21 protein-coding genes and 4 tRNA genes are annotated in these 25,736 nt (G+C 47.8%); 1 reads left to right on the top strand and 24 read right to left on the bottom strand.

Features of this window, described 5'->3' with window-relative positions; translation table 11 throughout:
* Positions 1 to 5: 5 nt before the first annotated feature.
* The 16 genes from DW720_RS08365 to DW720_RS08290 all read right to left on the bottom strand — a co-directional run bounded on the left by DW720_RS08365 (position 6) and on the right by DW720_RS08290 (position 11,623).
* Positions 6 to 1,106: a CoA-transferase gene (locus tag DW720_RS08365; RefSeq protein ID WP_022359951.1), complete on the bottom strand. Its 1,101-nt coding sequence runs from the start codon at positions 1,104 to 1,106 to the stop codon at positions 6 to 8.
* A 141-nt stretch (positions 1,107 to 1,247) separates the two neighbouring features.
* On the bottom strand, positions 1,248 to 2,387 hold the full coding sequence (locus DW720_RS08360; RefSeq protein ID WP_117796388.1) for a sodium ion-translocating decarboxylase subunit beta: 1,140 nt from the start codon (positions 2,385 to 2,387) through the stop codon (positions 1,248 to 1,250).
* Positions 2,388 to 2,398: 11 nt separating this feature from the next.
* Positions 2,399 to 2,845 (bottom strand): biotin/lipoyl-containing protein, encoded by a 447-nt coding sequence (locus tag DW720_RS08355; protein ID WP_117796387.1) that lies wholly within the window; start codon positions 2,843 to 2,845, stop codon positions 2,399 to 2,401.
* Between the two features lie 183 nt (positions 2,846 to 3,028).
* A complete protein-coding gene (locus DW720_RS08350; protein ID WP_118749516.1) occupies positions 3,029 to 3,445 on the bottom strand; it encodes an acetyl-CoA carboxylase biotin carboxyl carrier protein subunit in 417 nt (138 codons plus the stop codon).
* 46 nt (positions 3,446 to 3,491) lie between these two features.
* Positions 3,492 to 3,788, bottom strand: coding sequence for an OadG family protein (locus tag DW720_RS08345; protein ID WP_022359955.1), 297 nt, complete (start codon positions 3,786 to 3,788; stop codon positions 3,492 to 3,494).
* A 466-nt stretch (positions 3,789 to 4,254) separates the two neighbouring features.
* Complete coding sequence (locus DW720_RS08340; RefSeq protein WP_118467955.1) at positions 4,255 to 5,955, bottom strand: glutamine--tRNA ligase/YqeY domain fusion protein; 1,701 nt, start codon at positions 5,953 to 5,955, stop codon at positions 4,255 to 4,257.
* A gap of 259 nt (positions 5,956 to 6,214) precedes the next feature.
* Positions 6,215 to 6,643, bottom strand: a complete 429-nt coding sequence (locus DW720_RS08335; protein WP_022359957.1) for a flavodoxin — start codon at positions 6,641 to 6,643, stop codon at positions 6,215 to 6,217.
* Positions 6,644 to 6,684: 41 nt separating this feature from the next.
* A complete protein-coding gene (locus tag DW720_RS08330; protein WP_118524039.1) occupies positions 6,685 to 7,254 on the bottom strand; it encodes a DUF3793 family protein in 570 nt (189 codons plus the stop codon).
* A 222-nt stretch (positions 7,255 to 7,476) separates the two neighbouring features.
* Positions 7,477 to 8,325: a YitT family protein gene (locus DW720_RS08325; protein WP_118628646.1), complete on the bottom strand. Its 849-nt coding sequence runs from the start codon at positions 8,323 to 8,325 to the stop codon at positions 7,477 to 7,479.
* Between the two features lie 138 nt (positions 8,326 to 8,463).
* Positions 8,464 to 8,536: transfer RNA gene (locus tag DW720_RS08320), tRNA-Lys, on the bottom strand.
* Between the two features lie 8 nt (positions 8,537 to 8,544).
* Positions 8,545 to 8,616: transfer RNA gene (locus DW720_RS08315), tRNA-Gln, on the bottom strand.
* Between the two features lie 26 nt (positions 8,617 to 8,642).
* Positions 8,643 to 8,716 (bottom strand) — tRNA-His (locus DW720_RS08310).
* Positions 8,717 to 8,743: 27 nt separating this feature from the next.
* Positions 8,744 to 8,817, bottom strand: a tRNA-Arg gene (locus DW720_RS08305).
* A gap of 187 nt (positions 8,818 to 9,004) precedes the next feature.
* Positions 9,005 to 9,544 carry a transcription repressor NadR gene (locus DW720_RS08300; protein WP_333489813.1) on the bottom strand — a complete coding sequence of 180 codons (540 nt, stop codon included), beginning with the start codon at positions 9,542 to 9,544 and terminating at the stop codon, positions 9,005 to 9,007.
* Positions 9,545 to 9,591: 47 nt separating this feature from the next.
* Positions 9,592 to 10,443, bottom strand: coding sequence for a carboxylating nicotinate-nucleotide diphosphorylase (nadC, locus tag DW720_RS08295; RefSeq protein WP_118524040.1), 852 nt, complete (start codon positions 10,441 to 10,443; stop codon positions 9,592 to 9,594).
* Positions 10,409 to 11,623 (bottom strand): L-aspartate oxidase, encoded by a 1,215-nt coding sequence (locus DW720_RS08290; protein ID WP_118672630.1) that lies wholly within the window; start codon positions 11,621 to 11,623, stop codon positions 10,409 to 10,411. Before DW720_RS08290 ends, nadC begins: the two co-directional genes overlap by 35 nt.
* Positions 11,624 to 11,986: 363 nt before the next feature.
* Here DW720_RS08290 and DW720_RS08285 point away from each other — a divergent pair, with 363 nt between their 5' ends.
* The gene (locus DW720_RS08285; RefSeq protein WP_118749515.1) at positions 11,987 to 12,811 is read left to right on the top strand and encodes an EFR1 family ferrodoxin; all 825 of its coding nucleotides are present in this window, start codon (positions 11,987 to 11,989) and stop codon (positions 12,809 to 12,811) included.
* A 105-nt stretch (positions 12,812 to 12,916) separates the two neighbouring features.
* On the opposite strand, the gene DW720_RS08280 is transcribed toward DW720_RS08285, so the two are convergent.
* From DW720_RS08280 to rsmH, 8 genes are all read right to left on the bottom strand, one after another.
* On the bottom strand, positions 12,917 to 16,552 hold the full coding sequence (locus tag DW720_RS08280; RefSeq protein WP_118749514.1) for a Cna B-type domain-containing protein: 3,636 nt from the start codon (positions 16,550 to 16,552) through the stop codon (positions 12,917 to 12,919).
* 81 nt (positions 16,553 to 16,633) lie between these two features.
* Positions 16,634 to 17,131: a hypothetical protein gene (locus DW720_RS08275; protein WP_118749513.1), complete on the bottom strand. Its 498-nt coding sequence runs from the start codon at positions 17,129 to 17,131 to the stop codon at positions 16,634 to 16,636.
* Between the two features lie 34 nt (positions 17,132 to 17,165).
* A complete protein-coding gene (gene srtB / locus DW720_RS08270; protein WP_182436535.1) occupies positions 17,166 to 17,966 on the bottom strand; it encodes a class B sortase in 801 nt (266 codons plus the stop codon).
* Between the two features lie 199 nt (positions 17,967 to 18,165).
* The gene (locus tag DW720_RS08265; RefSeq protein WP_182436534.1) at positions 18,166 to 20,565 is read right to left on the bottom strand and encodes a VWA domain-containing protein; all 2,400 of its coding nucleotides are present in this window, start codon (positions 20,563 to 20,565) and stop codon (positions 18,166 to 18,168) included.
* The gene (locus tag DW720_RS08260; protein WP_118749510.1) at positions 20,507 to 22,390 is read right to left on the bottom strand and encodes a VWA domain-containing protein; all 1,884 of its coding nucleotides are present in this window, start codon (positions 22,388 to 22,390) and stop codon (positions 20,507 to 20,509) included. The genes DW720_RS08265 and DW720_RS08260 overlap by 59 nt, the downstream gene beginning before the upstream one ends.
* Before the next feature lie 52 nt (positions 22,391 to 22,442).
* The gene (locus DW720_RS08255; protein WP_118749509.1) at positions 22,443 to 23,108 is read right to left on the bottom strand and encodes a hypothetical protein; all 666 of its coding nucleotides are present in this window, start codon (positions 23,106 to 23,108) and stop codon (positions 22,443 to 22,445) included.
* Positions 23,109 to 23,353: 245 nt separating this feature from the next.
* A complete protein-coding gene (locus tag DW720_RS08250) occupies positions 23,354 to 24,199 on the bottom strand; it encodes a tyrosine-type recombinase/integrase (protein ID WP_118749508.1) in 846 nt (281 codons plus the stop codon).
* Between the two features lie 310 nt (positions 24,200 to 24,509).
* A complete protein-coding gene (gene rsmH / locus DW720_RS08240; protein ID WP_117796375.1) occupies positions 24,510 to 25,568 on the bottom strand; it encodes a 16S rRNA (cytosine(1402)-N(4))-methyltransferase RsmH in 1,059 nt (352 codons plus the stop codon).
* Positions 25,569 to 25,736 lie beyond the last annotated feature (168 nt).

Below are 25,736 nucleotides of genomic sequence, written 5' to 3'. Positions count from 1 at the left end.
CTCAATTAATGTCTGGTAGAATAGCCAAGATGCGGCTCATTCTTAAGGTTCATGAGGCGAGCGCCGCCCAGTACGTTGAGCAGATCATCCTGATCCTTGCATCCATATACATACTTCTGAAGGTAATCCTTGAAGGTCTCCGGAATCTTGGTGCCGTCAGCAGCATCTTTTGCAGCCTGTGCAGCAACTTCTGCAGCTTTTGCAAGCTTCTCATCTTCCGGCTTAGCAGCAGCAGCCTTAGCAGCTTTGTCTGCAGCCTTCTGAAGCTGTGCCTTAGCATCCTCAGCGTCAAGGTACTTGGAAGCCTTGTCGTACTCTTTCAAGCCCTTATCATCATCATCATAATAGCCGTAGCACTGTGCCGGCCAAGCACCGTACGGTGCACGAACAACGGCGTCTACACACTCACCAAAGATTCTTGTCTTGGTTGGGTCACGACGGATATACTCATCACTTACGATCTCCTCGCAGGTAACGATACAACGTTTTGCAGCTACAGCGATATCTACGTCATGGAACTCATCACCATCGATGATACAGGTTCCATCCGGAGATGCCTGCTGAACATGGATGATAGCGCAGTCAAGCTTCGGAACCGGAACAGCCAGCAGCTTCTCGCCTGGCTCAAGCGGGTTCTCGATCTCTACGCATTTCAGGTTGTCAACACCTTCCATGGTTCTTCTCTTCTCTTCGCTGATACCCCAGAACTTAACAAGTCCGGAGCCCTGCATCATACGTACCGGCAGGTACGGAAGACCCAGAGATGCAGCATGAAGCTGAAGCATCAGAACGTCCTGAGAATAATCCTCATATGTAAGCTCACCCTTCTCGATAGCTGCACGGAAACGACGAGCTACGTTGGTGTAACCAGAGTTTGCAGTATAGCAGTTGATGTAGGCTCTCACACGGCCCTCACCGATTAACGCATCCCAGTCACCACCTGCCGGGCCAGACCAGCCTACAAAACCAGTTTTACCCTGACGAAGGATCTCGTAAACTGCTGCATACGGTTTACGGTTTGTTGTAAATCCGCCGAGACAAAGTACATCGTTGTCACATACATACTTTTCTACGGCATCGTGTAAAGACATTACTTTATTAGCCACAATAAAGCCTCCTTTAAAAAAATTTTCTATAACTACCTATATAAATAAGTAAAAACGGGATCCGGTACTTCCGGCGCTGCGGTCTTTCGCAGGCCAGATGCAGCCAGATCCCGGCTGCAACAGCCAAAAATCAATATTCGATTAACCGAAAATCAGCATGAAGAAACCTGCTGCTACGGCAGAACCGATAACACCTGCTACGTTTGGTCCCATAGCGTGCATCAGAAGGAAGTTGGTCGGATTCTCTTTTGCACCAACTGTCTGAGAAACGCGGGCAGCCATCGGTACAGCAGATACACCAGCGGAACCGATTAACGGGTTGATCTTGCCGCCGGTTACAGCGCACAGCACCTTACCAAGGAGAACACCTCCGATGGTAGCGAATGCGAATGCAAGAAGACCCATGCAAACGATAGCGATGGTCTGAACACGCAGGAAGATCTCGCCGTTTGCGGTCGCACCTACGGTAGTACCAAGCATGATAGTTACGATGTTGCACAGTGCGTTCTGAGCTGTATCAGAAAGACGCTCTGTAACACCAGATTCACGAAGCAGGTTACCAAGCATCAGCATACCAAGCAGCGGAGCTACGGACGGAAGAAGCAGGGAGCAGAACAGTACTACGAATACCGGGAATACGATCTTCTCAACCTTGCTTACCTTACGGAGCTGCTTCATAACGATGGAACGCTCTTTCTTAGTGGTAAGAAGCTTCATGATCGGCGGCTGAATCAGCGGAATCAGCGCCATGTAGGAGTAAGCGGCAACGGCGATCGGAGCAACCAGATCCGGTGCCAGGTTGTTAGCTACATAGATAGCGGTCGGACCGTCTGCACCACCGATGATACCGATAGCAGCTGCCTCACCTACTGTAAACAGACCAGTTGCGTTAGCCAGCATGAATGCAATGTAGATACCGAACTGAGCAGCTGCACCAAGCAGAAGGCTCACCGGGTTTGCAATCAGCGGACCAAAGTCTGTCATGGCACCTACTGCCATGAAGATCAGACACGGGAACAAACTGGACTTAACACCGCCGTAGATGATACGCAGAACACCTGCGGTATACCACGGCTCGCTTTCCTTCATCAGGTCAGCCAACGGCAGGTTTGCCAGGAACATACCAAATGCAATCGGAAGCAGAAGAAGCGGCTCGAACTGCTTTTTAATTGCCAGGTATAATAATACAAAAGCAATGAGAATCATTACACAGCTTCTCCAGGTCAATGCTGCGAAACCCGACTGTGCAAGAAGCTCTTTTAATATTTCAAAAAAGTTCATTACCTAACCTCCTAGTTCAGAGCAACCAGAGCAGCTCCTGTATCAACAGAATCGCCAGCCTTAACAAGGATCTTGCTGACTGTACCGTCTGCCGGAGCAACGATCTCAGTCTCCATTTTCATGGCTTCCATAATAACTACTACTTCGCCAAATTTAACCGCCTGTCCTTCAGATACCTTGATGTTCAGGATTTTACCTGGCATTGGAGCTTCTACGGTAGTTGCGCCCGCCGGAGCTGCTGCCTTCGGAGCCGGAGCTGCTGCCGGTGCCGGAGCTGGAGCCGGTGCTGCTGCAACTGGAGCCGGAGCCGGTGCTGCCGGTCTCTGTACCGGTGCGGATGCCGGAAGAACCGGAGCTGCCGGAGCTGCTACACCATTACGATCCAGAGATTTGTAAGCTTCTAATTTTTCTACTTCAACTTCGTATTTCTTTCCATTGATCGTAGCAACATATTTCATAATTCTTTACGTCCTTTCGAATGTTTATCATTACTGTTCACACATGTGTGCCCAGTAATGGGATTTTGCCGATGCTTTGTATTCCAAATCGGCAAAATCTGTTGCCTGAACTGTATCATACAGAATTTTCAGTTCCGAAAATTCCTTTTTGTAAACAGTTGCTATTTATCATAGTATCGTCTATTAGTTCAGGGTAACCAGTGCTGCACCTGTGTCAACGGCGTCGCCTGCTTTGACAAGAATCTGTGCTACTGTACCGTCTGCCGGAGCAACGATTTCAGTTTCCATCTTCATAGCTTCCATCACGATGACGGTCTCACCAAACTTAACTGCCTGTCCTGCAGATACTTTGATGTTCAGGATTTTACCTGGCATCGGAGCCTCTACGGTAGTTGCACCTGCTGCCGGTGCTGCCGCCGGAGCTGCTGGTGCAGGAGCCGGTGCTGCTGGTGCAGGCGCCGGTGCTGGAGCTGCCGGTGCTGCCGGTGCTGCCGGTGCTGCTGCCGGAGCCTCGCCGTAACGCGGCATTGGCTCGTATGCATCGATTCTTTCAAGTTCTACTTCGTACTGTTTTCCATTGAGGGTAGCCGTATACTTCATAACTGCTCTAACCTTCCTTTCGATTTCCTTTCATTCCTGTTTCTCATTACTTAACTTCTGTCACGCTCAAGATCTTAAACTTGTCTGTCGGCAATCCGAGGTCATCCCCGATCGTTGCCATCAGCACGGCAAGTAATTCCTTATCAGCTTCATCCGACACAGCCGGTGCTGCTTTCTGTGCTGCGGCCGGGGCCTTAGCACCATCAGAAACAACGGAGCGGAGAATCTTGGAAATTACCATAATTGCCAGAGCCAGACAGATCAGAGCCAGGAAAACTACCGAAAGACCCAGCAGAGAAACGATAACTGACTGCCCGAAAGGCATAGTTGGTTCAGTCCACATTGTGCATTGCACCTCCTTATTTATTTTAGGTTCTGCTTTCTTTGTGAAAAATTATACTTATAAAATTCCACCAGTAAGATTCCGTATTGTGGAATGCATTCCATTTTTGAAAGCAATTTATAAGGGGCTTTTCCCCTTAACTGTAACAAGTGAAGCCACAGATTGACATGATCAGCTCACTTTACTTAAATTATAACAGTAACCCCCCTGATTGTCAACCAAGCCTTTCATAAATTATGCACAAAAAGCAGGGTGTTTTATTAGCAAAAACAACCTGCTTTTTATAGGTTATTACTACATTTTTCTACATTTTTCTTAATAACCCCCGGAAGAATCGCCAAGACCTCTCAAGCATTTTGCTCATATTCTAAAATGTATTCTGAAAGTCCCGTTCTCTCCTTTTTCCATCAGAACAAAGCCGCTTTTTTCTGTATTTTTTTATACATTTTCAAGAGTTGTTCTCGATTTATTTCGGAAGCTTGAAAGAGCTCTTCAGCGAAACAATCCGGTTGAAAACCGGTTTGCCCGGCTCGCTGTCGCGGCAGTCCACGCAGAAGTATCCATTGCGGACGAACTGAAAGCTCTCAAATGCTTTTGCCTCTTTCAGACCCGGCTCTAAGTAACACTCTTTCAGAACGCGCAGGGAATTCGGATTTAAGTTCAGCGTTCCATCTGCATTGAGTTTGCCCTTTTCCTCGTCTACCAGGTTCTCATAGAGACGTACTTCTGCTTTCAGTGCAGTCTGTGCTGCTACCCAGTGAATCGTACCTTTTACCTTTCTTGCATTGAAGCCGGAACCACTCTTCGTCTCTGGATCGTAGGTACAGTGAACAACCGTTACATTACCGTCTGCATCTTTCTCGAATCCGGTGCAGGTAACAAAGTACGCGTTCATCAGGCGGACCTCATTGCCCGGGAAGAGACGGAAGTATTTCTTCGGTGGTTCTTCCATAAAGTCCTCGCGTTCGATGTAAAGTTCTCTGCCAAATGGAATCTTTCTGGAACCAAGTTCCTCGTTCTCCATATTGTTTGGTGCATCCAGCTCCTCGATCTGTCCTTCCGGATAGTTGTCGATAACAAGCTTGACCGGGTCAAGAATTGCCATCACACGGGACTTCTTTAATTTCAGATCCTCGCGCAGGCAGTACTCTAGCATTGCACTGTCGATGGAATTATCTGCTTTGGAGACACCTGCCAGCTCTACAAAGCGGCGGATGGATTCCGGCGTGTAACCTCTGCGGCGCAGCGCTGCGATGGTTACCAGACGCGGGTCATCCCAGCCATCTACAATCTTATCTTCTACCAGTTTCTTGATATAACGTTTTCCGGTAATGACGTTGGTCAGATACATCTTCGCAAACTCAATCTGGCGCGGCGGGTTCTCAAACTCGCACTCTCTTACGACCCAGTCATAGAGCGGTCTGTGATCCTCAAATTCCAGCGTACAAATCGAATGCGTGATGTGCTCAATCGCATCCTCAATCGGATGAGCGAAATCGTACATCGGGTAAATGCACCATTTGTCCCCGGTGTTGTGATGATGCATATGGGCTACACGATAAATAACCGGATCACGCATATTGATGTTCGGGGATGCCATATCAATTTTCGCACGCAATACCTTTTCGCCATCCGCATATTTGCCTTCTTTCATCTCCTCAAAGAGCTGTAAGTTCTCCTCGATGCTGCGGTTGCGGTATGGGCTTTCCTTACCAGGATTGTTAAAATCACCGCGGTACTCACGGATCTGATCAGCTGTCAGATCGCAGACGAATGCTTTTCCCTTTTTAATAAGAAGAACTGCACACTCATACATCTGCTGGAAATAGTTGGATGCAAAAAACAGGCGGTCCTCAAAATCAGCGCCCAGCCATTTTACATCCTCGATGATCGACTCAACAAACTCCGTCTTCTCCTTCGTCGGGTTGGTGTCATCAAAACGGAGATTGAATTTTCCGTTGTATTCTTTTGCCAGTCCAGAGTTCAGAATAATCGATTTAGCGTGTCCAATATGAAGATATCCGTTCGGTTCCGGAGGAAATCTCGTCTGGACATGATCGTAAACGCCCTCTGCCAGATCTTTGTCAATCTCGCGCTCGATAAAGTTCTTGGAGACAGCCTCTTCCTTCTCCTCTCCCTCTGCCAATGGTTTTTTATTTTCTTCCATATACATTCCCTCCGTTGTTTCTTTTCGTAAATTGATACTGTTGTTTGAGTCAAATCAAACAGTTTTATTTTTTATCATATCACATTTTGGAGTTTTCGAAAAGGGGATATTTGCCCACAAAAAAGGAAGCGCCGCGGGAGGACACTTCCTTTTCTGATTTTCAATTTTTAAGCATCTTTATTATGGCAATTTAAGATGTCCTGCGTTCGCAGGTAATTGTACTTCTTCTTATTATATATGTGTTTTTATGCGATTTTACTTATGCGTTTGCAAGAGCCTCGCCCAGTGCCTCGCACTCAGCACCTGCTGCCTCGTCCGGCGTTGCGTTGCAGATTACCGGCTCGCAAGCCATGGTTACGCCCAGAGTCATGCAGTCGCTCTCCCAGGTACGCATCCACTCGCCGTCGCCCCATCCGTAAGAACCGAATAATGCAATCTTTTTGCCAGAGAGAACCGGGCTAACCTCGTCGAACATCGGCTGGAACTCAGACTCCTCTAACTGTTCAGCCCCCATAGACGGGCAGCCAAATGCGATTCTGTCATACTCGCCAGCTTTGTCAGCGCCAAACTCTGCGGAAGTAAATAAATCAGCCTCGCCACCCGCTTTCTTAACGCCCTCTGCTACGTAATTTGCCATAGCCTCTGTGTTTCCCGTTCCGCTCCAGTATACAATTGCTACCTTGCTCATTTTTATTTCCTCCTTGTGAATAATTTACTTACTTAGATTTATTATGCGGCTTTTACAAGCTGAATAATCGGTGTCCCCTGACGGTATTTCTCCCGGCACACTTCCGTGCATTCCCGGTATGAATCAAACCGCCGTTTTGCTTCCTGCGGGTCGCCATACGTCTTCCAGTAACCGCTGCAGGTATAATTTTTTCCCTGATTTTCAATGAATCCAACAACATCCTCAAGCGGATACCCCAGGAAAATGCCAATCTCATGTGGAAAATCATGTTCCAGACAAAGCCGGTTGGAAAGCTGCCTCAAAAATCCATCGACCGTCTTCTTCATCTGGTAACCAGACTTTTTTAAAAAGTGCTGTACAGATATTTTACCCAGAATGAAGCGAAGCCATTCCTCGCGGTACACCAGAATCAGAAACGCGCCCGTCCGGCTGCACTCTTTAAGCGCCCGCACCTGAAGCCCCGACGGTTCCAGTTCCCGGTTCCAGAAATCAAGCGTTTCCAGGAGTTTATCACGGTTCTGCGGCTGATAGCGGAACAAGTTCGACGGTTTGATACCACGAAGAGTCGGCGCACACACCTCTACGAATACTTCTTCAAACAACCGTTCCATCTTTCTGCCTCCTAACTGCTTCTCTTAGTTAGCCATATCTACCTTTAGTTAGATATGGATAACTATCTTTTAAAAAATAAAAGGCTTTTTCTGCCTTCTATTTTCCTTTTCATAGGTTAGTCTCATCTAACTTTAATGAGACTATATCATGAATCACTTACCACGTCAAGCAAATTTTGTTCATTTTTGCTTACTGAGTTTTTTTATCAGTAACATCATTTTCTATCTTTTGGGACGATAAATAATCTCATTCACCGCATACACCGTCACAAATGCCTTCGGATCTGTTTTTAATATATACGGCATGAGCTGTGCATATTCGTTTTTATCTACGATCGTGATAATTTCCGTCTTCGGCTCATTGTCAAACGCGCCGAATCCCTGATAGATCGTCGCGCCGCTGTGAAGCGTATGCAGGATAAACTGGCGTATCTCTTCTTCTTTTTCCGAGATAATGCAAACTCTCTTTTTCAGATTCAGACCGAAAATAAAATGATCCAGCACAATTCCGTTTAAGTATGTGCCCAGAATGCCCAGCACCACCAGTTTTTTATCGCTAAAAAACACGGATGAGAGCGCCACACACATGCCTGGAAGCGCCATCGCTTTTCCCAGCTCCATATGGAAATATTTGTTTAAGAGCTTTGCCACGATGTCCAGACCGCCCGACGAGGCATTCATCCAGAACAAAAGAGCCAGACCAACGCTGACAACAAAGATATAGCAGACCGTATCCATCATCGCATCCTGGTTGATCGACACAAAATCCGGAAAAACCTGCTCAAACACCCACAGAAAAACCGGCAGAATCAGTGACGTATACACCGTCTTGACGCCGAACTCGCGTCCGATAAAGAGAAAGCCCACCACCAGAAGCGCCGCATTTAAAATAAAGGTCAGCACTGAAATCGGCAGCGGTATCACATTTCCCAAAAGCATCGCCAGACCGGAAATACTTCCCACCGATACACCGCTCGGAATCAGAAAGAAATAGACGGCTGCCGCCACGACAAAGGTCGCCGCTGTGATCATTGTGTACTCCCCGATTACGCGCATGGACTTTTTTGCCATAACTTAAAACCTCCTCATATTACAATTTCGCGCGAGCGCGCATCATTGGCACGTTAGCGCCTTTTTGTGTAATAGAGACTTCCAAGGGATTTCCCATTACACAAAAAGACACATCGCGTCTGCAATGTGTCTTCGTAATGAGGCATCGGGGATTCGAACCCCGGACAACTTGATTAAAAGTCAAGTGCTCTACCGACTGAGCTAATACCCCATATTTAACTGGGCTAGTTGGATTCGGACCAACGAATGCAGGAGTCAAAGTCCTGTGCCTTACCGCTTGGCGATAGCCCATCAGCAAAAGATCCTTTTAAAAGGAAGGTGGATATAGGGATTCGAACCCTAGGCCTCCAGAGCCACAATCTGGCGCGCTAACCAACTGCGCTATATCCACCATAGGAATCTGTCGAAACAGATTCGACGAGCCTGAAGGGATTCGAACCCCCGACCCACGGCTTAGAAGGCCGTTGCTCTATCCAGCTGAGCTACAGACTCATATTCATTTTGCGATTCTGACCGTTTTATCCGGCACTGTAACCATTCCCGCACCTGACCTCTCAGCCAACTGCTTATCTGTCTCATCGACAGCAAAGATAGTATATAACATTTGAAAAAGAATGTCAACAGGAAATTTCATATTTTTTAAAATAATTTCAAAAATTCATTTCTTTTGACTTTCCCCCTATTTTTCCACCTCTTCCTGCTCGTATGACAGGAAGTCCGCCAGAAATCCCTTTTCCCGCAGCGCTGCCTCGATCTCGTCGAGAATCTCCTCCTGATCGGCAGCCACGTGATGGAAATGATAGCCCGATGTCACGTTTAAAAGCGGCGTGGAACGCCCAGTCCGGATATTTTCCACAAATGCCTCAACATCGCGGCGGCTGCGGATATTTAACGGCGCCGATACCTTTCCATAGATGCGGTGGTTGACCATGACATCCAGCACCTCGCCGCCCAGATCAACAATCGTATTCAGCTCTTCGCGCGTCTGCTCGGTCGTATGGCACATTTTAAAAAGGCGTTCCGTCTGGTGCGGCACCTCCAGCACATAACCGCGGGCAGTCGCAAGGACAGGGTGTCCCTCGGTACGCAGAAGCGCGATATCCTGCACCACCACCTGACGGCTCACGCCGACTGCCCGCCCCAGCGCCCCGCCGGAAAGCGGTGTGGATGACTGTCCCAGCATTTCCAGTATTTTCTTTCTCCGCTGTACTCCTGTCATCGTTGTTTCCATCCTGTTTTCCCTGTCCTTTCTTAGTTTTTAAATTTTTATAATGCCCGCAGATGTTTGAGGCTCAAATCCAGAATTGGTGCCGAGTGCGTCAGCGCGCCGCTGGACACATAATCTACGCCTAATTTCGTGATCGTTGCGATATTTTCCTTCGTCATATTTCCGGAACACTCCGTCTCGGCGCGTCCGTCGATGATGCGGATCGCCTCCGCCATCTCGTCCGGGGTCATATTATCCAGCATGATAATATCAGCGCCCGCTTCCACTGCCTCGCGCACCATATCGAGATTTTCCGTCTCCACCTCGATCTTGCGGACAAATGGGGCATATTTCTTCGCCGCCTCAACCGCCGCCTTAACTCCGCCGGCTGCGTCGATATGGTTATCCTTGAGCATCACGCCGTCCGATAAGTTGTAACGGTGGTTGCTACCGCCGCCAACCTTGACCGCATATTTTTCAAATATACGCATACACGGGGTCGTCTTGCGCGTATCTAAAAGCGTCGTCTTCGTTCCTTCTAAGAGCTTCGCCACCTGATTCGTATAGGTCGCAATGCCGCTCATCCGCTGTAAATAGTTGAGCGCCGTCCGCTCGCCGGAAAGAAGCACCCGGATGTCGCCGGTGATCACGCCTAAAAACTGCCCTTTTGTGACGGTATCCCCGTCTTTTACCTCAAATTTTGTCTCGGTCGCCTCGTCCAGAAGTTTAAACACGCGCTCAAACACCTGTAAACCGGCGATAATACCGTCTGCCTTGGCTAAGAGTTGTACCTCGCCCTTGCGGTATTCCGGCATGACCGCGTTCGTCGAAACGTCCTCACTGTTGATATCTTCCTTTAACGCCATGCGGATATACTCATCCGCAACAAGCTGCATCGTAATTGGATTCATACTCTTCGTCCTCCCGTCCGGCGATCTTGCCTGCCGCTCTCTCTGCAAATACAAGGCTTTCCAGCAGACTGTTGCTGGCAAGCCGGTTCTTTCCGTGTACGCCGTTGCAGCTCGTCTCACCAACCGCATACAGGTGGTCCATCGTCGTCTCGGAGAAATGATCGACATAGATACCGCCCATAAAATAATGCTGCGCCGGTACGACCGGAGCCGGTTCCTTCGTGATATCGTAGCCCTCTTTTAAGCACTCCTCATAAATGTGCGGAAAATGGTTCCGGATCGTCTCCTCCGGAACTGCCTTAAACGACAGCCATACATGATCGCTGCCCTCTTTTTCCATCTCCTTCTCGATCGCCTGCGTCACCACATCACGCGGCAGAAGCTCATCGACAAAGCGCTCGCCCTTTCCATTTAACAGAACTGCTCCCTCGCCCCGGGTCGATTCTGAAATCAGGAAGCTGCGTCCCGGCTTCTTGCTGTACAGGCTGGTCGGATGAATCTGGACATAATCGAGATGTTCCAGACGCACGCCGTGTTTCTTTGCCACATCCAGCCCATCACCTGTCAGGCTCGGGAAGTTCGTCGAATGCTTGTAAAGCCCACCGATACCGCCGGTCGCCAGAACCGTGTCTTTCGCATGAATCTTTAAAATATCGCCGTCTGCATTCTTTGCCAGAATACCGGTGCAGATGCCCTTTTCTACCAAAATATCCGTCATAACAGTATATTCCCGGATTTCTACATTCGGAAGTTCTTTTACACGCGTCTGCAGGGTCGTCGTGATCTCTTTTCCCGTGATGTCCTCATGGAAACAGATACGCGGCTGCGAATGCGCGCCCTCCTTTGTATATTTTAAACTGCCATCTGGATTTTTGTCAAACCCTACGCCTAATTTCAGCAGATTATTTATCACATCCCGGCTGGAGCGGATCATGATATCCACACTCTCCTTGCGGTTCTCGTAGTGTCCCGCGCGCATCGTGTCCTCAAAATACGCATCATAATCTGTCTCATCCCGCAGCACGCAGATACCTCCCTGCGCCAGCATGGAATCACAGCTCTCTATATCTTCCTTGCAAATCATTAAGATCCGGTCTTCCGACGGCAGGTTTAAAGCGGTGTACAGACCGCCTACGCCACACCCGACGATGACCACATCATAATTTTCCTCCCGGACCATTTTGTTGCCTTCCTTTCTATACCATACGTTTGCACTTATCTTTTTATCCTGCAGATAGTTCAGCCTTCAAATCGCAGAATACTATCTGCCACTCTATGCTCCTATCGCAAACAGAGTTCTCTTTCAATCCAAAACTTCATTTGTGCATCCGCACCAGTATAGCACATATTATTTCATGTGACAAGACATATGTAATGATATTTTGGGCGATTCTGCAAAAAACATATTACTATTCACGCATACGTGCCCAATAACCAAAAAACTCCAGTTTCATTGACAGTCCACCATAAATCCATTAAAATACCTACTATAATAAGGTATTTCGCCGAATTAAATTTAAACATATGAAGAGAAGGTATTTTCATGAAAATCAATCACGTACACGCAGTCTATTTCAGCCCGACCGGCAACGCGAAAAAGGTTGTTACCACGCTGACGCAGGCGATCGCTGACACACTCGGCGTCCCGATGGATTCCTATGATTTCACGCTGCCGGAAAGCCGCGAAAAAGTTCATACATACGGGGCAGACGATCTGCTCGTCATCGGCACCCCGGTCTACGCGGGACGCATCCCGAACAAGATGCTCCCATTTGTACAGACCCATTTTGAGGGAAATGGCGCGCTTGCCATTCCGGTGGCTGTCTTCGGAAACCGCAACTTCGACAATGGGCTCATCGAGCTTCGCAATGAATTAGAGGCGCACGGTTTCCACACCATTGCGGGTGCCGGTATCCCGACCGAGCACGTATTCAGCGACAAGCTGGCAACCGGACGTCCAGATGCAGATGATCTCGCACAGATCCATGCATTCGGCATCAAAGCAGCTGAAAAGATCACTTCCCTGACCGAAATCCCGGCTCCGATTGCCGTGCGCGGCGATGATCCGGTCGGACCATATTACACACCGCTCGGCACCGACGGAAAACCGGCTGTCTTCCTGAAAGCCAAACCAGTTACCGATCTGGAAAAATGTACCGGATGCGGCATCTGTGCAACCGTCTGTCCGATGGGTTCTATCCCGGCGGATGCACCGGACACCTGTACCGGTATCTGCATCAAGTGCCAGGCGTGCATCAAGATCTGCCCGGCTGGCGCCAAATACTTCGACAACGAGGCTTTTATGTCCCACGTTGCGATGCTGGAGCAGAACTATACACGCAGAAGTGAGGCGGAGTATTTTATCTAAGGATAGCCACATTCCAGCATAGTTTTAGGGCGGCGCCAATTTACTGGTGCCGCCCTATCAATCTACTTTTATGACCGTGCAGTCTTTATTTTTCTATGTCCCGTTCTATTCCTCTGTCTTTTTTCTACCTGTCATTAATACATAGGCTGCTGCCATCATTCCAACTGTAAGTGCAGTCATCGGCACATTCATCTGATCCTCTCCAGTCTTCGGAAGTCCCTCTTCCGGTACGACCGGCTGAGGTTCTGGTTCAACCGGTGTAACCGGTTCGGTCGGTTCTGCTGCCGGACCAGACGCGGTTGTGGTCGAAGACTTTTTACTGCCAGAACCACTTCCACCGCCGTGACCACCATGACCTCCACCGCCATTATGATCCGGGGTCGGATCTGGTGTTGGAGTTGGATTATCGCCTCCGCTCATGGCATTGACAAATTTTACAACTGCTGTTTCTCCACCAGCGATTGTTCCTACATCTCCTGTTTTCGTCACGGTATAGCCTTCATTTCCGCTCTCTTCCACCGTGTAAGCAGTTCCCTCCGGAAGACCGGCTGCTGACTTGCTCTCGCCGTGCTTTAATGTAAATGTTGCTACATTATCGACAAATTCCATATCGCCATAATTTCCGTTCAATGCAGTGCCGCCCTGCAAGGTTACTTTAAACGTGAACGCTTTTTCCTTGTCTCCGCTTCTGGTGACCTCTTTGGAAACCGTCAGGCTGCCGTACCGGATTGGTGCATTGGTCAGTGTAATGTGATAGGTTTTGTTTTCCTTGTCATATTCTGTACTGGAACTTCCCTTCCATCCTTCCAGCGTTTCTTCTTCCACAATATAGTGACAATCTTCCACCTCTCCATTCGAAACGCATTTTGACGGAAGATCCTCAAACGACGCCGACCAGTTATTCTCCGCATTTAGTTCTGCGTGACTGTCGAGCTTCACTTTTTCACCGCTCGTATCGCCTACGCGGTAGAGATCCACGTACACGTGGTCTGGATGAGTTTCTTCGGTCCATTTTTTGGTTACTTCTACCGCCACATCTGCATATTCCATACCAATCACGACTGGACTGTTCGTTGCAATACCGCCGCCACGCTTGGAAACATTGTCACTGATAACAAGCTGCGCCTCCGAAGACGCCAATTTCTGGTGCTCCTCACTCAACTCTCCATGTAAACCAAATGACTTATTTGTATTGGTATAAATAGCCGGATCCGCTTCTGGATTTCCAGCCTGATAGCGATTTTCCGCCTCATCAGAATACCATCTGATCACACCGCCGCCCAGAGAACGACCGGAAACAGAAATGTGGGTAGTTGCGCTCGGCGGGTTGCTCTGAATCGAGAACTTATCCGGTGTATCGGTTCCTTCATAGCGGATCTCATCTCCTGATGCTTCATAAGAATAGGAAATGCCGCCTGTCTTCCCAGTTGCCTTATTTCCATAAAAAGCGCCGCCCAAAGTTGAATAAACCTCTGTCTCAGAGGTCGGGCACGCCCAGATTCCTGCACCACGCGATGCCCGATTTCCTGTTATCAGAACATTCGTAAGATGAAGCGTTGGATTCTCGTGATTCGTGTAATCAATTCCGCCGCCAAAGCCAGACGATCTATTTTCACTGATCAAACCACTGATTAAATTCACCTGGCTGTTCTTATCCATATTCAGCTTCATACCGCCGCCACGCTGACCCGCTTCATTCTTAGCAATGGTATTTCCTTCCAATGTCAGAACACAATCAGCCGCTCCAAGTACCCACAGCCCGGCGCCATTTCCCATGCTGCTATTTTCTGTAATGACATTGTTCTTCAATGTAACTGTTTTCGATATACGGCTGTAAATCGCACCGCCATCGCCGCCTCTGGCTGCCATCTCTGTAATCCGATGGTTATAAGCATGTGAATTTCGAATCCGGTTGCCTGTCAATTCTGCCGTCTGCACCGCATCCAGATGGATTGCTCCACCATAATCCTTAGATGTATTAGAGAAGAAATAATTTTCATTCAGTGTCACCGTTCCGCGATCTGCAAAAAGCGCACCGCCGCCAAACCAATACTGTCCGGTCGTTCCTGTCATATCAATCGCGCTGTTATAAAACAAATTACACTTCTCCATTTTAACCGCTGCCTGAGAAGTATAGACAGCACCTCCGCTCTGGGCGAAATTTCCCTGTCCACTATATTCTTTGTAATTATTATCTTCTCTTGTAAAATAACCGAAATTACATTTCTCTGCTTCCAGCGTACCTCCATTCATCAAAACAGCGCCGCCGTTTCCAGATAACGCCTGAAAACCTGCCAGAATCGTATTCCTCAGAATGACTGTTCCGCCGTTTGCCTCGATCGCACGGTTATCTGCACCCTTGCCGCTTCCGCCAAGCAGACCATTCAAAACCGTAAAGGTTACCGATTCCGCAACCGCAAATGCACTGATTGTCTGTTTTGCTTTTGCTTCCGGAACTACTTTTACTTTTACTACTTTTCCATTCAAATCAAGTGTAAGAGCTTTATCAACTGAAACGGCTTTTGACAGTCCACAGTTTTTCAGCACCTTCACCGTATCCCCATCGTCTGCTGCCGCGAACGCAGCTTCCAGCGTATCATACGCTGTCCCATTTACCTCTGCCACACCGGCAGCTGCCTCGTTTAAAGCCAGCAGAATAGAAAATTCGTTGACGCCAAAGGTCAGTTTTGCTGTCTTTTCACTGTCCTCTGTGCTATCCTGGATTTCAACCTCAGAAAGTTCTGTGATGACATCCTCATGAATATGCAGGATTTTTGTCTCTTCCAAATTTTCTCCTGTCTCACTTTCAACTGCATTCTTTTTAAACTGAATGCTGACCTTGACTTCTTCGGATGGCTCGACTTCCTCTCCTGCCTCGTTTACAAATTTCACATCAAAGGCTGTAAAGGAATCCGCGCGGTATCCTTCTTCATGGATCTGATCGCTCAATGTCTGATGTTCTTCGCTTCCGTCCTTGATCTCTTCTGCTTTCAGCTTTACTTTTTCTTCAAACGCACCCGCCGGTACCGTCAGGGTAAGTACAGCGGAATCTGTATTGACCGTGTAGACCGCATCATCCACACTGCCGGAAAGTCCCAGCTCTGCAGCGGTCGTCACGAATGCAGCAGCTGCCGTATTTTTAAGAAGAACGCTCTCATATGTCTCGCCCTCTAGCCGCTCTGCTCCGTCTTCTATCTCGACTTCCGTCTCCGCATCCGGCTGGTCGGCTGTATTCGTTTCTTTCTCCGATGTCTCATCTTCCGTCTTTATCTCGCTCGCCGTCGCCGGTGCCGCTGTCAGAAACATCTTAAAATGATCCGATCGCGATACCTGCGCCACGTCCCCTGCTTCGCTGCCTGCAGAATCATTCTTTTCATTTTCTGAGCCCGAATCTGCATCCGGCTGACTGTCCTTTTCTTCTGGGGTACCTGTTTTTCCCGCATCACCCGCACCCGAGCCTGCTTCCTGGCTCTTTTCCGGCTCGTTTGCCGGGTTCTCTGCTTCTGCCCCGTTTTCTGCTTTATTCGCCGGATTTTCCGCCTCTGAACCTTTTTCCGGTTCACTTGCCGGGTTCTCTGACTTGTCCACCTTTTCCGGAGTTTCCACCGGATTCTCTTTTTCTGGTTCCTGCGAATCTGTCTCTTTTACATTTTCTTTCTTCTCAGACTCTCCAGCCGTTTTATTTGATTTTTCTTCCGCACCATTCGAAATGGAAACTCCCGTTTCTTCGCTTGCTTCCATTTCTTCATCCTGGATCTGCTTCTTTAACTCTTTAGATGAGAGAATCGAAACTTTTCCGCTTCGTTTTCCATCTACCTCTATCTACCCATATTCTTTCTCAGAAGAACGATTTAACAGCAGAAATAAAATTTCTTCCTCGCCCGTGATCGTATAATGATCCAGATCCTCTTTTTCATCCAGTCTCGCATAGACCTTTAAATTTACCTTTCCGTCCGGTGCTTTCACATCCGGATGCAATTCAAAGAGGGAACCATCTTCCTGAAACAGTGTCTCATACGCTTCTGATTCTTCTCCCTCAAAGGTTAGGGCATCTTCCTTGACCGGTTTTCCTTTCACCGCTTTTAATAGTGCCTCACTCAGCTCTTCCCGATCTAGGACAAAATTCTGATTTTCTTCTTCCGCCTCATTCTTTTCCAACAGCGGAGCCGTTGCTGCCAGCGCCGTCGTACTTCCAATACTGGTACTGATCATACTGGTGCACAAACAGACAGACAAAAGACGCTTCATCTGCTTCATTTCTTTATGAAACAAATGATGCCTCTGTTTCCGGCTCCTCCCCTTTGTCTCTAACTTCTTCATATTCTTACCTCCTGTTATAGATCTATTTCCCATTCTATTCTGCCGCCTCATACGCATATAGAATTGTCCGGGCATTGTTAAATTCATAGCTGCATGTCACAAATGAATACAAACGCACGATCATCCCCTCGACCGGCGCGGACGCGCTCGCGCCCGCTGTCATCTGCTGAATATATGACGCAAATTCTTCTCCCGATGCAAACTCCGTTTTCCGGCGGATCGCATCCGGCGATGTGCAGACAGCCGCCAGGGCTTTTAAATGAATCTCCCGCTCCGGCGTATAAAGAATGATTTCTGAATGCTGATCGAAATAGCCCCGATCCTTGTATCTGGAAATGTCCTTAAACATACTTCCATTCTTCATGTGATGACCGTACAGCACGTTATGCAGGGACGAAAAATCTGCCCGATCGGCATAGTCCAGAAAAATCGTGCCCGCCGTGCTCTTCTGCCCGTTCAGGTCACGGTGCAGGTAATAATCATTGTCCTTCCCCTGAACCACCGGATAATTGATCTGTGTTCCCGGAATCTGAATCCAGGCAACGACGTCCGGATTCTGGGAATCCAGCACTGCGAAATCAATTGCTGACACATATTCTGTCTCCTTTATTGCATTCGTCTCACCTATCTCATTTTCCACTTCTGGCACTTTTTTCTCCGGCATTGTTTCTCCTGTCGTCCCTGCTTCCGACATTCCCACAACCTGAGCGGTCAGCTCTTCCTGCGCCTTCTCCTGACGCATTTCATCCCATTTATGCATTGCCACCCCCGCTGTACCAAACGCCAAACAGATGACAGCTATCACAGCCGCTGCTTTCCGTGTCCACTTTTGCATCGATCCCTCCATCTTTGCCCGTGAAACGTTCTGCGCCTTTATTTATTAAGCAAATTATATATTTTTATAAATGATGTATTAATTTGCATACAAAACGAAACAGATAACAGCATAGTTTTAGGACAGCGCCATTATTTCTGGCGCCGCCCTAAAAACCTGCTCTTATAACCGGGCAATTTTTATTTTTCTATGTCTCGTCTTACTCTTCCGTCTTTTTTCTGCCCGTCATTAATACATAAGCTGCTGCCATCATTCCAATTGCCAGCAGAGCCATCGGCACATCCATCCGATCCGTATCCCCGGTCTTCGGAAGTCCTTCTGCCGGTACAACCGGCTGAGGTTCTGGTACAACCGGCGTAACCGGTTCCGTCGGCTGGGCTGCCGGTCCCGACGCGGTTGTGGTCGAAGACTTTTTACTGCCAGAACTACTTCCGCCTCCGTGACCGCCGTGGCTTCCGCCTCCGTTATTGCCTGGATTCGGGGTCGGGGTAGGATCAGATCCCGGTTCCTGGCTTCCATGTTCTACCACATATGATACGGTCGGCTTCGGGAATTCTTCTGGCCGATACTCATTTCCACGGCTGTCTACCGGATACAGGACCGCCTCCTGATTGGTATAGAGCCCTTCATAGTGCTGGCTGCCGTCCCGGTCATATTTTCCATAGGTTCCATCCGCCGTCTTTGGGTTTATCAGTTTTACGGTATAGGTCAGCTGCACCGGTGCAAAGTTTGAAACTGGTTCATTTATATACCAGGTAAACATCTCTGTCTCTGCCTTATTTCCCGCGTCATATACCACTTTAAAACGATAATTCTGCGGTCCCGGTTCTCCGTCTCCAAAATACCAGGTGTTGCCCTCCTGATACATAGAAAGCGCTTTTCCCCCTACTGTCAGCTGGTCTAAGTGATCGAAATCAAAGTTATAATCCTCTTTCACATAGCCCATATAATCTTTCACAACAGAACCTTTATCAACGGCATACAAAATATCATTTTCTATACTGTCAAATGAAACCTGCTTTCCATTCGCGAGGTACCGCATGAAACTCATTCCCCACTCATAGTTACTTGCCGTTCCGGGCGGCGTAATCGGCATCGCATAGCAGTGATATCCTTCCGAAGCTGCCTGTGCGTACGCCTCGTATGAAAGATATAATGCCTTATCGATCGAATTCACATAATTTCCTGCTTCCTCCACCGGTGTAATAAGCGATGCATCCGGTTCCGTTCCATATGGATAGTCGTGTGTATCTTTCTGCTCTGAAAGTCTGGCTCCTATGCCGGTCAGCCATGCATTCCAGTCCGTCGGTGCCTGATTATTTCCATACTTGGATTTCCAGTTATCCGGTCCTGCAAAATGTTTCGGAGAATCTGCCATAAATCCCCAGGCAACCGCCGTCGGATTCTCATTAAACATATAGGTAATACCATCACTGACAACTACCAGTGTCTTGCGTTCATCTGCCACTCCTGTATCCTGGTCTAACATTGATTTACCCGCTAAAATACCTGCGTGAAGATTGGTTCCACTCTTAATTTCCTGACAAATGGCTGCTTCAATCGCCTCATATTGGGTCTCCAAATCCATAAATCCATCCGTATGCGCTTCCTTGTTAAAGAGCACTACTCCCACTTTGACCTTTGCTCCCTTTTCCTGCACTTCTTTCTTGAGGTTCTGAAGCATTTCCAATGCCTGCTCTTTCAGTCCCGTGCTGGTTGATTTATCTAAGACAAGCACCACATCACTTACCAGCTGCTCCTCCGCTGACGGCAAGGACAAAGCCACTTGAGACTTAAAATTTTCATCCAGCTGTTCTGCTGTCTTCGATTTAGAAGTTCCTCCCTCTGGAATCGTCGGAAGTTCTCCTCCCTGAATCGTATATGATACAGTCGGTTTCGAAAATACTTCCGTTTTTCCTTTTTCCTGATCGCTTCCAACCGGATGCAGCACTGCTTTCTGGTTCGTATAAAGTCCATCATACTCTTCGCTTCCGTCTTCATCATACCGTCCATACGATTCTCCTGGATTGTTCTTCGGATTTACCAGTTTTACCGTATAGGTCAGCTGCACCGGTTCATTATTTTTTACCGCCTCATTCATCGTCCAGATGAAATGTTCTCCGCCTTCCTTATCCGACGGATCGTATTCCACCTTAAAACGATACTGAGCTGCATTCACGTCTTCATTTCCAAAATAAACGGTATTTCCATCTTTCCATTTAGAAAGCTCCCTGCCGCCAACAGTCAGACGGTCGATGCTCTTTAAGTCAAAATTGTAGTCATCCTTGACCCAACCCATATAATCTTCCACAGTCGAGTCCCGATCGACGGCATAAAGGATGTCATTTTTGATATCTTCAAAACTTACCGTTTTTCCGTCTGCCAGATATTTCACAAAGCTCGGTCCCCATGGATAGCTTTCACCAGCAGATGAACCAATCGGCATCGCATAGCAGTGATACTGTTCCTTCGCCGCTTCCAGATATGCCTCATAGGAAAGATAGAGTGCTTTATCAACGCTATTGGCACGTTCTTTTCCTTCACCAGGTGGGGTACATGGCGTTAAATCTCCTTGCTTCATATGGATGGTCAAATTCATCGCCCTGTGCATCCATCTGCGCTTTGATTGTACCCAGGCGCTCGTTCCACTCATCCTCCGATAATGCTTTATTATTCCCATATTTAAGACTCCAGTGATCCGGTCCCGCCCAGGAATGTTCTGAACCATCATTCTCAAATCCCCAGGCAACCGCCGTCGGTTTTTCCCCAAAAATATAGGTAATGCCATCGCTTAAAAGCACCAGGCTCTTTCTTCCTGCTGCCACCTGCGTATCCTCATCCAGCATTTTCTTGCCTGCAAGGATTCCAGCCGAAAGATTCGTTCCGCTGCTAATATTCTCACGGATCGCTGCCGCAATCGCATCATACTGGGTTTCCAAATCCATAAAGTCAGACTTATGCGCTTCTTTATTAAAAATAACGACTCCAACCTTTACTTTTGCGCCATTTTTCTTTGCCTGCGCCTGCAGCTCCTTAAGCATCTCTAACGCCTCATTTTCCAGCTGCACGCTGGTAGATTTATCCAGCACAAACACAATGTCATTTTCCAGTTTTTCCTCCGCTGACGGAAGGGAAAGTGTTACCTGGGATTCAAAGTTTTCGTCCAGATTGGTAGCTTTTTTAGACTTCGAAATCTGCCAGTGTGGAATTTCTTCCACTTCCACTGCCGACAAAATAGCTACGTCTGTCAGACCAAGCTCCATCGCGGAAGTTACAAATGCGGCTGCGGATGCATTCTTAATGCCTACCGTTTCATATGAATCCCCCAGAATGCGTTCAAAATTGTCTTCTTCTGCTTCGTCGCCTACAATCGCCTTATTTTTTTCGTTTTCATCGTTCTCGTTCTCTTCTTCTTTTGCATCAGACGGAGATGCCATTGCAGCTGAAGTCAAAAACATCGAAAAATGAGCCGAACGTGATACCTGAACTGAATCTTCGTCCTGGGCGCTGTCATTTTCTGAATCCGATGTATCTGTTTCGGACGCATCCATGCCTGCTTTTTCATTCTCGTTCTCAGAATCCAGCTCCGATAAATCTTTCTTGTCATCCGCTGCTTCCGGTTCTTCTTTTATATCCGAGGTATCTTCTGAATCTCCTGTATTCGGTTCCTGCTCCTTCTGCTCTGCTTTGTCCTGTTTTTCTGGATCCGAGGTTTCTTCTTTTATTTGATTGTTACCTGTATCTGAAGCATTTTCCTGCTCTTTTACATCGTCCTCCAGAGCCGTATCCTCTTCTGTGATATCTTCACTTCCTGCCGGAACTGCACTTTCCGGTTCTTTTACCTCATTTTCTATCTCGGCCGGAACCGCTTCCTCTGTCTCCAGCTCAACCTGCTTTTTTACTTCACCAAATGGCGCAACCGTCATCCATACGCTGGCTCTTCCATCCACCAGAATCCGTCCGGTGCGCTCTTTTGAAGAAGAATTGGTCATCAGGAAAATAATTTCTTCATTTCCGCTGATCGTATACTGATCCATGTCCTCTTCATCCTCTAAGCGGGCATACATTTTCAAAGTAAGCCGGTCGTTTTTCTTCTCGAAATCTGGATGCAGTTCATATAGATTTCCTTCTTCAAACAGTCCCTCGTAGGTTTCTGCCTCATCGCCGGAAAACGTAAATGCATCCTCTTTTACTGTCTTCCCTTTTTTAGCAGCATCCCGGATTGCCTGCCTGAGAACTTCTTTTTCCAATGAAAATTCCTGTCTTTCATCCCCTCCTTCGGATGTGGCAGCTGCAAATGCGGCTGTATTTGCCACGCTTGTGCTCAACATACTGCTGCACAAAAGCACTGACATGAAACGCCTTGACTGACGTTCAAACCAGCCTTGACTGTAACTTTTCCCCTTTTTCTTCGCTTTTTTCATTCTTTTTGCCTCCTGTCTTATCTATCATCAACGCAGGTCCCCTTATGCAGATTTAAATACCTCCCTTCTGCACCGCTTTCACGCCATGTTCCCGCAAAAATGGCTCGTACAATTCCTCTTCTGCTTTTTTCCGCGCTGCCACCGCATCCTCAAGGTTTACGAAGGTTCCAAGGTTGTACACTTTTCCCTGAAAGCCGATCGCTGCCCGCCACCGGGAATTTTCCCGCTGGTAGACGCCTCGGTAGCCGCTTGTATTGTTTGCCGTATTTTTCTGGTTGGCGATTCGTTCCAGGCAGGTTCCGCCTACAAAATGAATCGCTTTTTTCATGTTTTTCTTTCGTGTCTCCGCCTGCAGGCACCCACAGCTCTTGGTTTTTCCCGCGCACAGGCTTTCTTTGGATGCCTCAATCAGGCGTCCGCAGCTACAGACACATTTCCAATATTCACCTGTCCGGTTGGAATTATCCGCCTCTTCAAGCACTTTCAAACGTCCGAACTGACGACCTGTCAGATCGATCCGCCGACTGGACGGAAGATCCTTCCGATAGCATCCGCAGCTTTTTGTATGCCCTGTTTTCAGATGGGACTCCTCCACGGTCTTTTCTTTCCCGCAGTCGCACCGGCACAGCCAGTAATGGCGGCGGCTTTTTTCTGCCTGTTTTATCTCCCGGCAGACAGTCAGACGTCCATACCGGCGCCCCGTCAGATCTTCTCTCACATACTCCACCTCCCCGGCTGACATAATGGGAATTATGTCATGAAATGAAAAAAATCTGCATACATATCTAAATATATGATTTTATTATCAAGTTTATCACTTCTGAGAAAAAATTTCAACCTACAAAGACGTTAAAAAACAGTACTTGAAAGTACAGATATTTTATCCAAAATCCGACAAAAACCTTGCAAATTAAAGAAAAAACAAAACAGGTGGATATGACATAATTCCCATTATGTTTTTCGTCAATTTTCCCTATCAATCAACAAACCTAATTCCAGCTGTCTGCGGCACGCTTCACGGCTGCTGATGATCGTATAACGTCTTGTCGTTTCCACGCTGCTGTGACCCAGATAGTCTGCCAGACGGACCAGATCGTGATCGCGCTCGTAAAATATCTTGGCAAACAGATGGCGCAGATTGTGCGGATATACCTTGCTCGGAAGAACACCTGCTTCGGCGCAGACGGATTTCATGTCCGCCCACACATTCTGTCTGCGGACTGCCTGCCCGCTTCTTGTGACAAAGATACTGCCTCTCACAATCCGCTGCTTCTGGCAGTACTGCGTCAGATACAGCATCAGCGACTGCGGCAGCAGGATCACCCGCTGTTTTCCCTTACAGTCGATCACTACTTCCCCCTGTGCCAGTGATTCCGCTGTAATATATGAAAGCTCGCTGATTCGTATGCCCGTGCTCGCGATCGTCTGCAATATCGCACAGAGGCGTTCATCGCCGCGCTCCCGCGCCGCCTTAACTAACTTTTGATAATCGCTGCGCGTCATTTCCTGTCTCTCATCACAGAAAATCCGCTTCTGCACCCGGAACGTGCGGACACAGTATTCCTGTCTTCCGATAAAATGAAAGTAGCTGTTCAGAGACGCAAGCATCGAATTGGCGCTGGACGTTTTATAATGAGCTTGCAGATATTCCTTAAAAGATATAATTGTATTTTTATCCCAGCCTTCATCAGCAAACATCAAAAACTTTCTCACATCCCGGCAGTATTTTTCGATCGTATGGCTGCTTTTTTCCTGTTCTCTCAAATAATCCCTAAATCGTTCCAATTCATTTTGTGTTTCCTGTTTCAATGCGTTTCCTCTCTTTCTCACGAAACTTTCTCGCGGATTTGTTTTTTTCGCAGCTGTTTTTCTTTCACAACTGTGACTACTTTTCTATTTTCTGAAAAGTAATCTTATAGTATACGCACCGGAAACAGAAATCTCGCTAAAAAAACATTTTTGCTCTTTTAATCGGATTTTTGCAGAACCGGACATCACTGCGCCCGAAATTTTTTCACATGGACTCTCTTTGATCTTCACAATAAAAACAGGACAGCCGCTCCCATATTGCTCGGAACAGCTGCCCTGTTTTTTCATATATTTTCTTTTATATTCTTTTTTACTCCTCCGCCCGGATCGCCCAGCGCATCTTCGTCGAGCGGGCACGCGGGTTCTGTACGCACTCCTGCGCAGACGGGCGCACCACATCTTTGGAATATTCTTTATAGATACCGGCGCGATATCCCTCTTTGAGCGCCGCTTTCACCAGTTTATCCTCTCCGGAATGGAAGGTCAGGATCGCTGCCCGTCCGCCCGGTCGAAGCGCATTCGGAAGCTTCTCCATAAACTCATAGAGTACTTCAAATTCCTGGTTTACATCGATCCGGAGCGCCTGGAAAACACGCTGACAGGTCTTCTTGACTGTCTCCTTTTTCTCCTTTTCCGGAAGGAAATCCAATGTTTTTTCAATGATTTCACGGAGTTTCGTGGTCGTATCGATCCGGTTTCCACGGCGGATCTCATCCGTGATCGCTTTTGCCAGCTCCTCGCAGTACGGTTCGTCTGAATTTTCGTACAGCATGCCCGCCAGCTCCTCACGCTCGATCGTGTCAAGGCGCTCGGCGGCGCTGATGCCTTTTTCCTGATTCAGGCGCAGGTCCAGCGGTCCATCTACCTTGAACGAAAAGCCTCGCTTCGGATTGTCAATCTGCATCGAAGACACGCCCAGATCGGCTAAAATAAAATCAAAACCACCCGCTTCTTTGGCAATCTCATCGATTGTACAGAAGTTCTGGAGACGGATTGAAAGCATGTCCTCGCCATAGCCCGCTTCTTCCAGGCGTTTCCGCGTCTTGGCGGATTCCTCCGGATCAACATCGGTCGCATACATATGTCCCTGCCCTTTCAGGCAGGCCAGCATCGCCTTCGTATGTCCGCCGTATCCTAGCGTCGCATCAAATCCGACCTGCCCCGGCTGGATCTGCAAAAAGTCCAGAATCTCCTGCACCATAATGGAAATATGCATGCCTGCTGGTGTATTTCCCTTCTGAATCACGTGCTGGATCGTGTCCTGATACTTCTCCGGCTGCAGCTCTTTATATTTTTCTTCAAATTTTTTTGGATATTTTCCTTTATATCTGACACGCCGTTTGTGTGGTGTCTGATTTTCCTGATCCATAAAAGCCTCCCATATCTGCTTAGATTTTCCATTGATTTTCCCATCTGTCAAATCGAAAATCATATTGGTTCAAGCATATATGGAAGGCGTTCAAATGTCAATTCTTTCTTGATTTTTCCAGATAAAACGCAGCATCATAGGTATACAATAAAGGCGTTTTGGTTGAAA

The organism is Clostridium sp. AM27-28 (assembly GCF_003480955.1).
In the GTDB taxonomy this organism is placed as follows: Bacteria; Bacillota; Clostridia; order Lachnospirales; family Lachnospiraceae; genus Otoolea; species Otoolea fessa.
The sequence above is the reverse complement of the archived record's forward strand: the minus strand, read 5'-3'. Positions and strand labels throughout refer to the sequence as shown.

Coding starts and splice junctions, on each gene's coding strand:
- DW720_RS08360 (WP_117796388.1), bottom strand. CDS start 2,387: ATGAACTTTTTTGAAATATTAAAAGAGCTTCTTGCACAGTCGGGTTTC.
- DW720_RS08355 (WP_117796387.1), bottom strand. CDS start 2,845: ATGAAATATGTTGCTACGATCAATGGAAAGAAATACGAAGTTGAAGTA.
- DW720_RS08350 (WP_118749516.1), bottom strand. CDS start 3,445: ATGAAGTATACGGCTACCCTCAATGGAAAACAGTACGAAGTAGAACTT.
- DW720_RS08345 (WP_022359955.1), bottom strand. CDS start 3,788: ATGTGGACTGAACCAACTATGCCTTTCGGGCAGTCAGTTATCGTTTCT.
- DW720_RS08340 (WP_118467955.1), bottom strand. CDS start 5,955: ATGGAAGAAAATAAAAAACCATTGGCAGAGGGAGAGGAGAAGGAAGAG.
- DW720_RS08335 (WP_022359957.1), bottom strand. CDS start 6,643: ATGAGCAAGGTAGCAATTGTATACTGGAGCGGAACGGGAAACACAGAG.
- DW720_RS08330 (WP_118524039.1), bottom strand. CDS start 7,254: ATGGAACGGTTGTTTGAAGAAGTATTCGTAGAGGTGTGTGCGCCGACT.
- DW720_RS08325 (WP_118628646.1), bottom strand. CDS start 8,325: ATGGCAAAAAAGTCCATGCGCGTAATCGGGGAGTACACAATGATCACA.
- DW720_RS08300 (WP_333489813.1), bottom strand. CDS start 9,544: ATGACAGGAGTACAGCGGAGAAAGAAAATACTGGAAATGCTGGGACAG.
- nadC (WP_118524040.1), bottom strand. CDS start 10,443: ATGAATCCAATTACGATGCAGCTTGTTGCGGATGAGTATATCCGCATG.
- DW720_RS08290 (WP_118672630.1), bottom strand. CDS start 11,623: ATGGTCCGGGAGGAAAATTATGATGTGGTCATCGTCGGGTGTGGCGTA.
- DW720_RS08285 (WP_118749515.1), top strand. CDS start 11,987: ATGAAAATCAATCACGTACACGCAGTCTATTTCAGCCCGACCGGCAAC.
- DW720_RS08280 (WP_118749514.1), bottom strand. CDS start 16,552: ATGGAAGCAAGCGAAGAAACGGGAGTTTCCATTTCGAATGGTGCGGAA.
- DW720_RS08275 (WP_118749513.1), bottom strand. CDS start 17,131: ATGAAGAAGTTAGAGACAAAGGGGAGGAGCCGGAAACAGAGGCATCAT.
- srtB (WP_182436535.1), bottom strand. CDS start 17,966: ATGCAAAAGTGGACACGGAAAGCAGCGGCTGTGATAGCTGTCATCTGT.
- DW720_RS08265 (WP_182436534.1), bottom strand. CDS start 20,565: ATGAATTTGACCATCCATATGAAGCAAGGAGATTTAACGCCATGTACC.
- DW720_RS08260 (WP_118749510.1), bottom strand. CDS start 22,390: ATGAAAAAAGCGAAGAAAAAGGGGAAAAGTTACAGTCAAGGCTGGTTT.
- rsmH (WP_117796375.1), bottom strand. CDS start 25,568: ATGGATCAGGAAAATCAGACACCACACAAACGGCGTGTCAGATATAAA.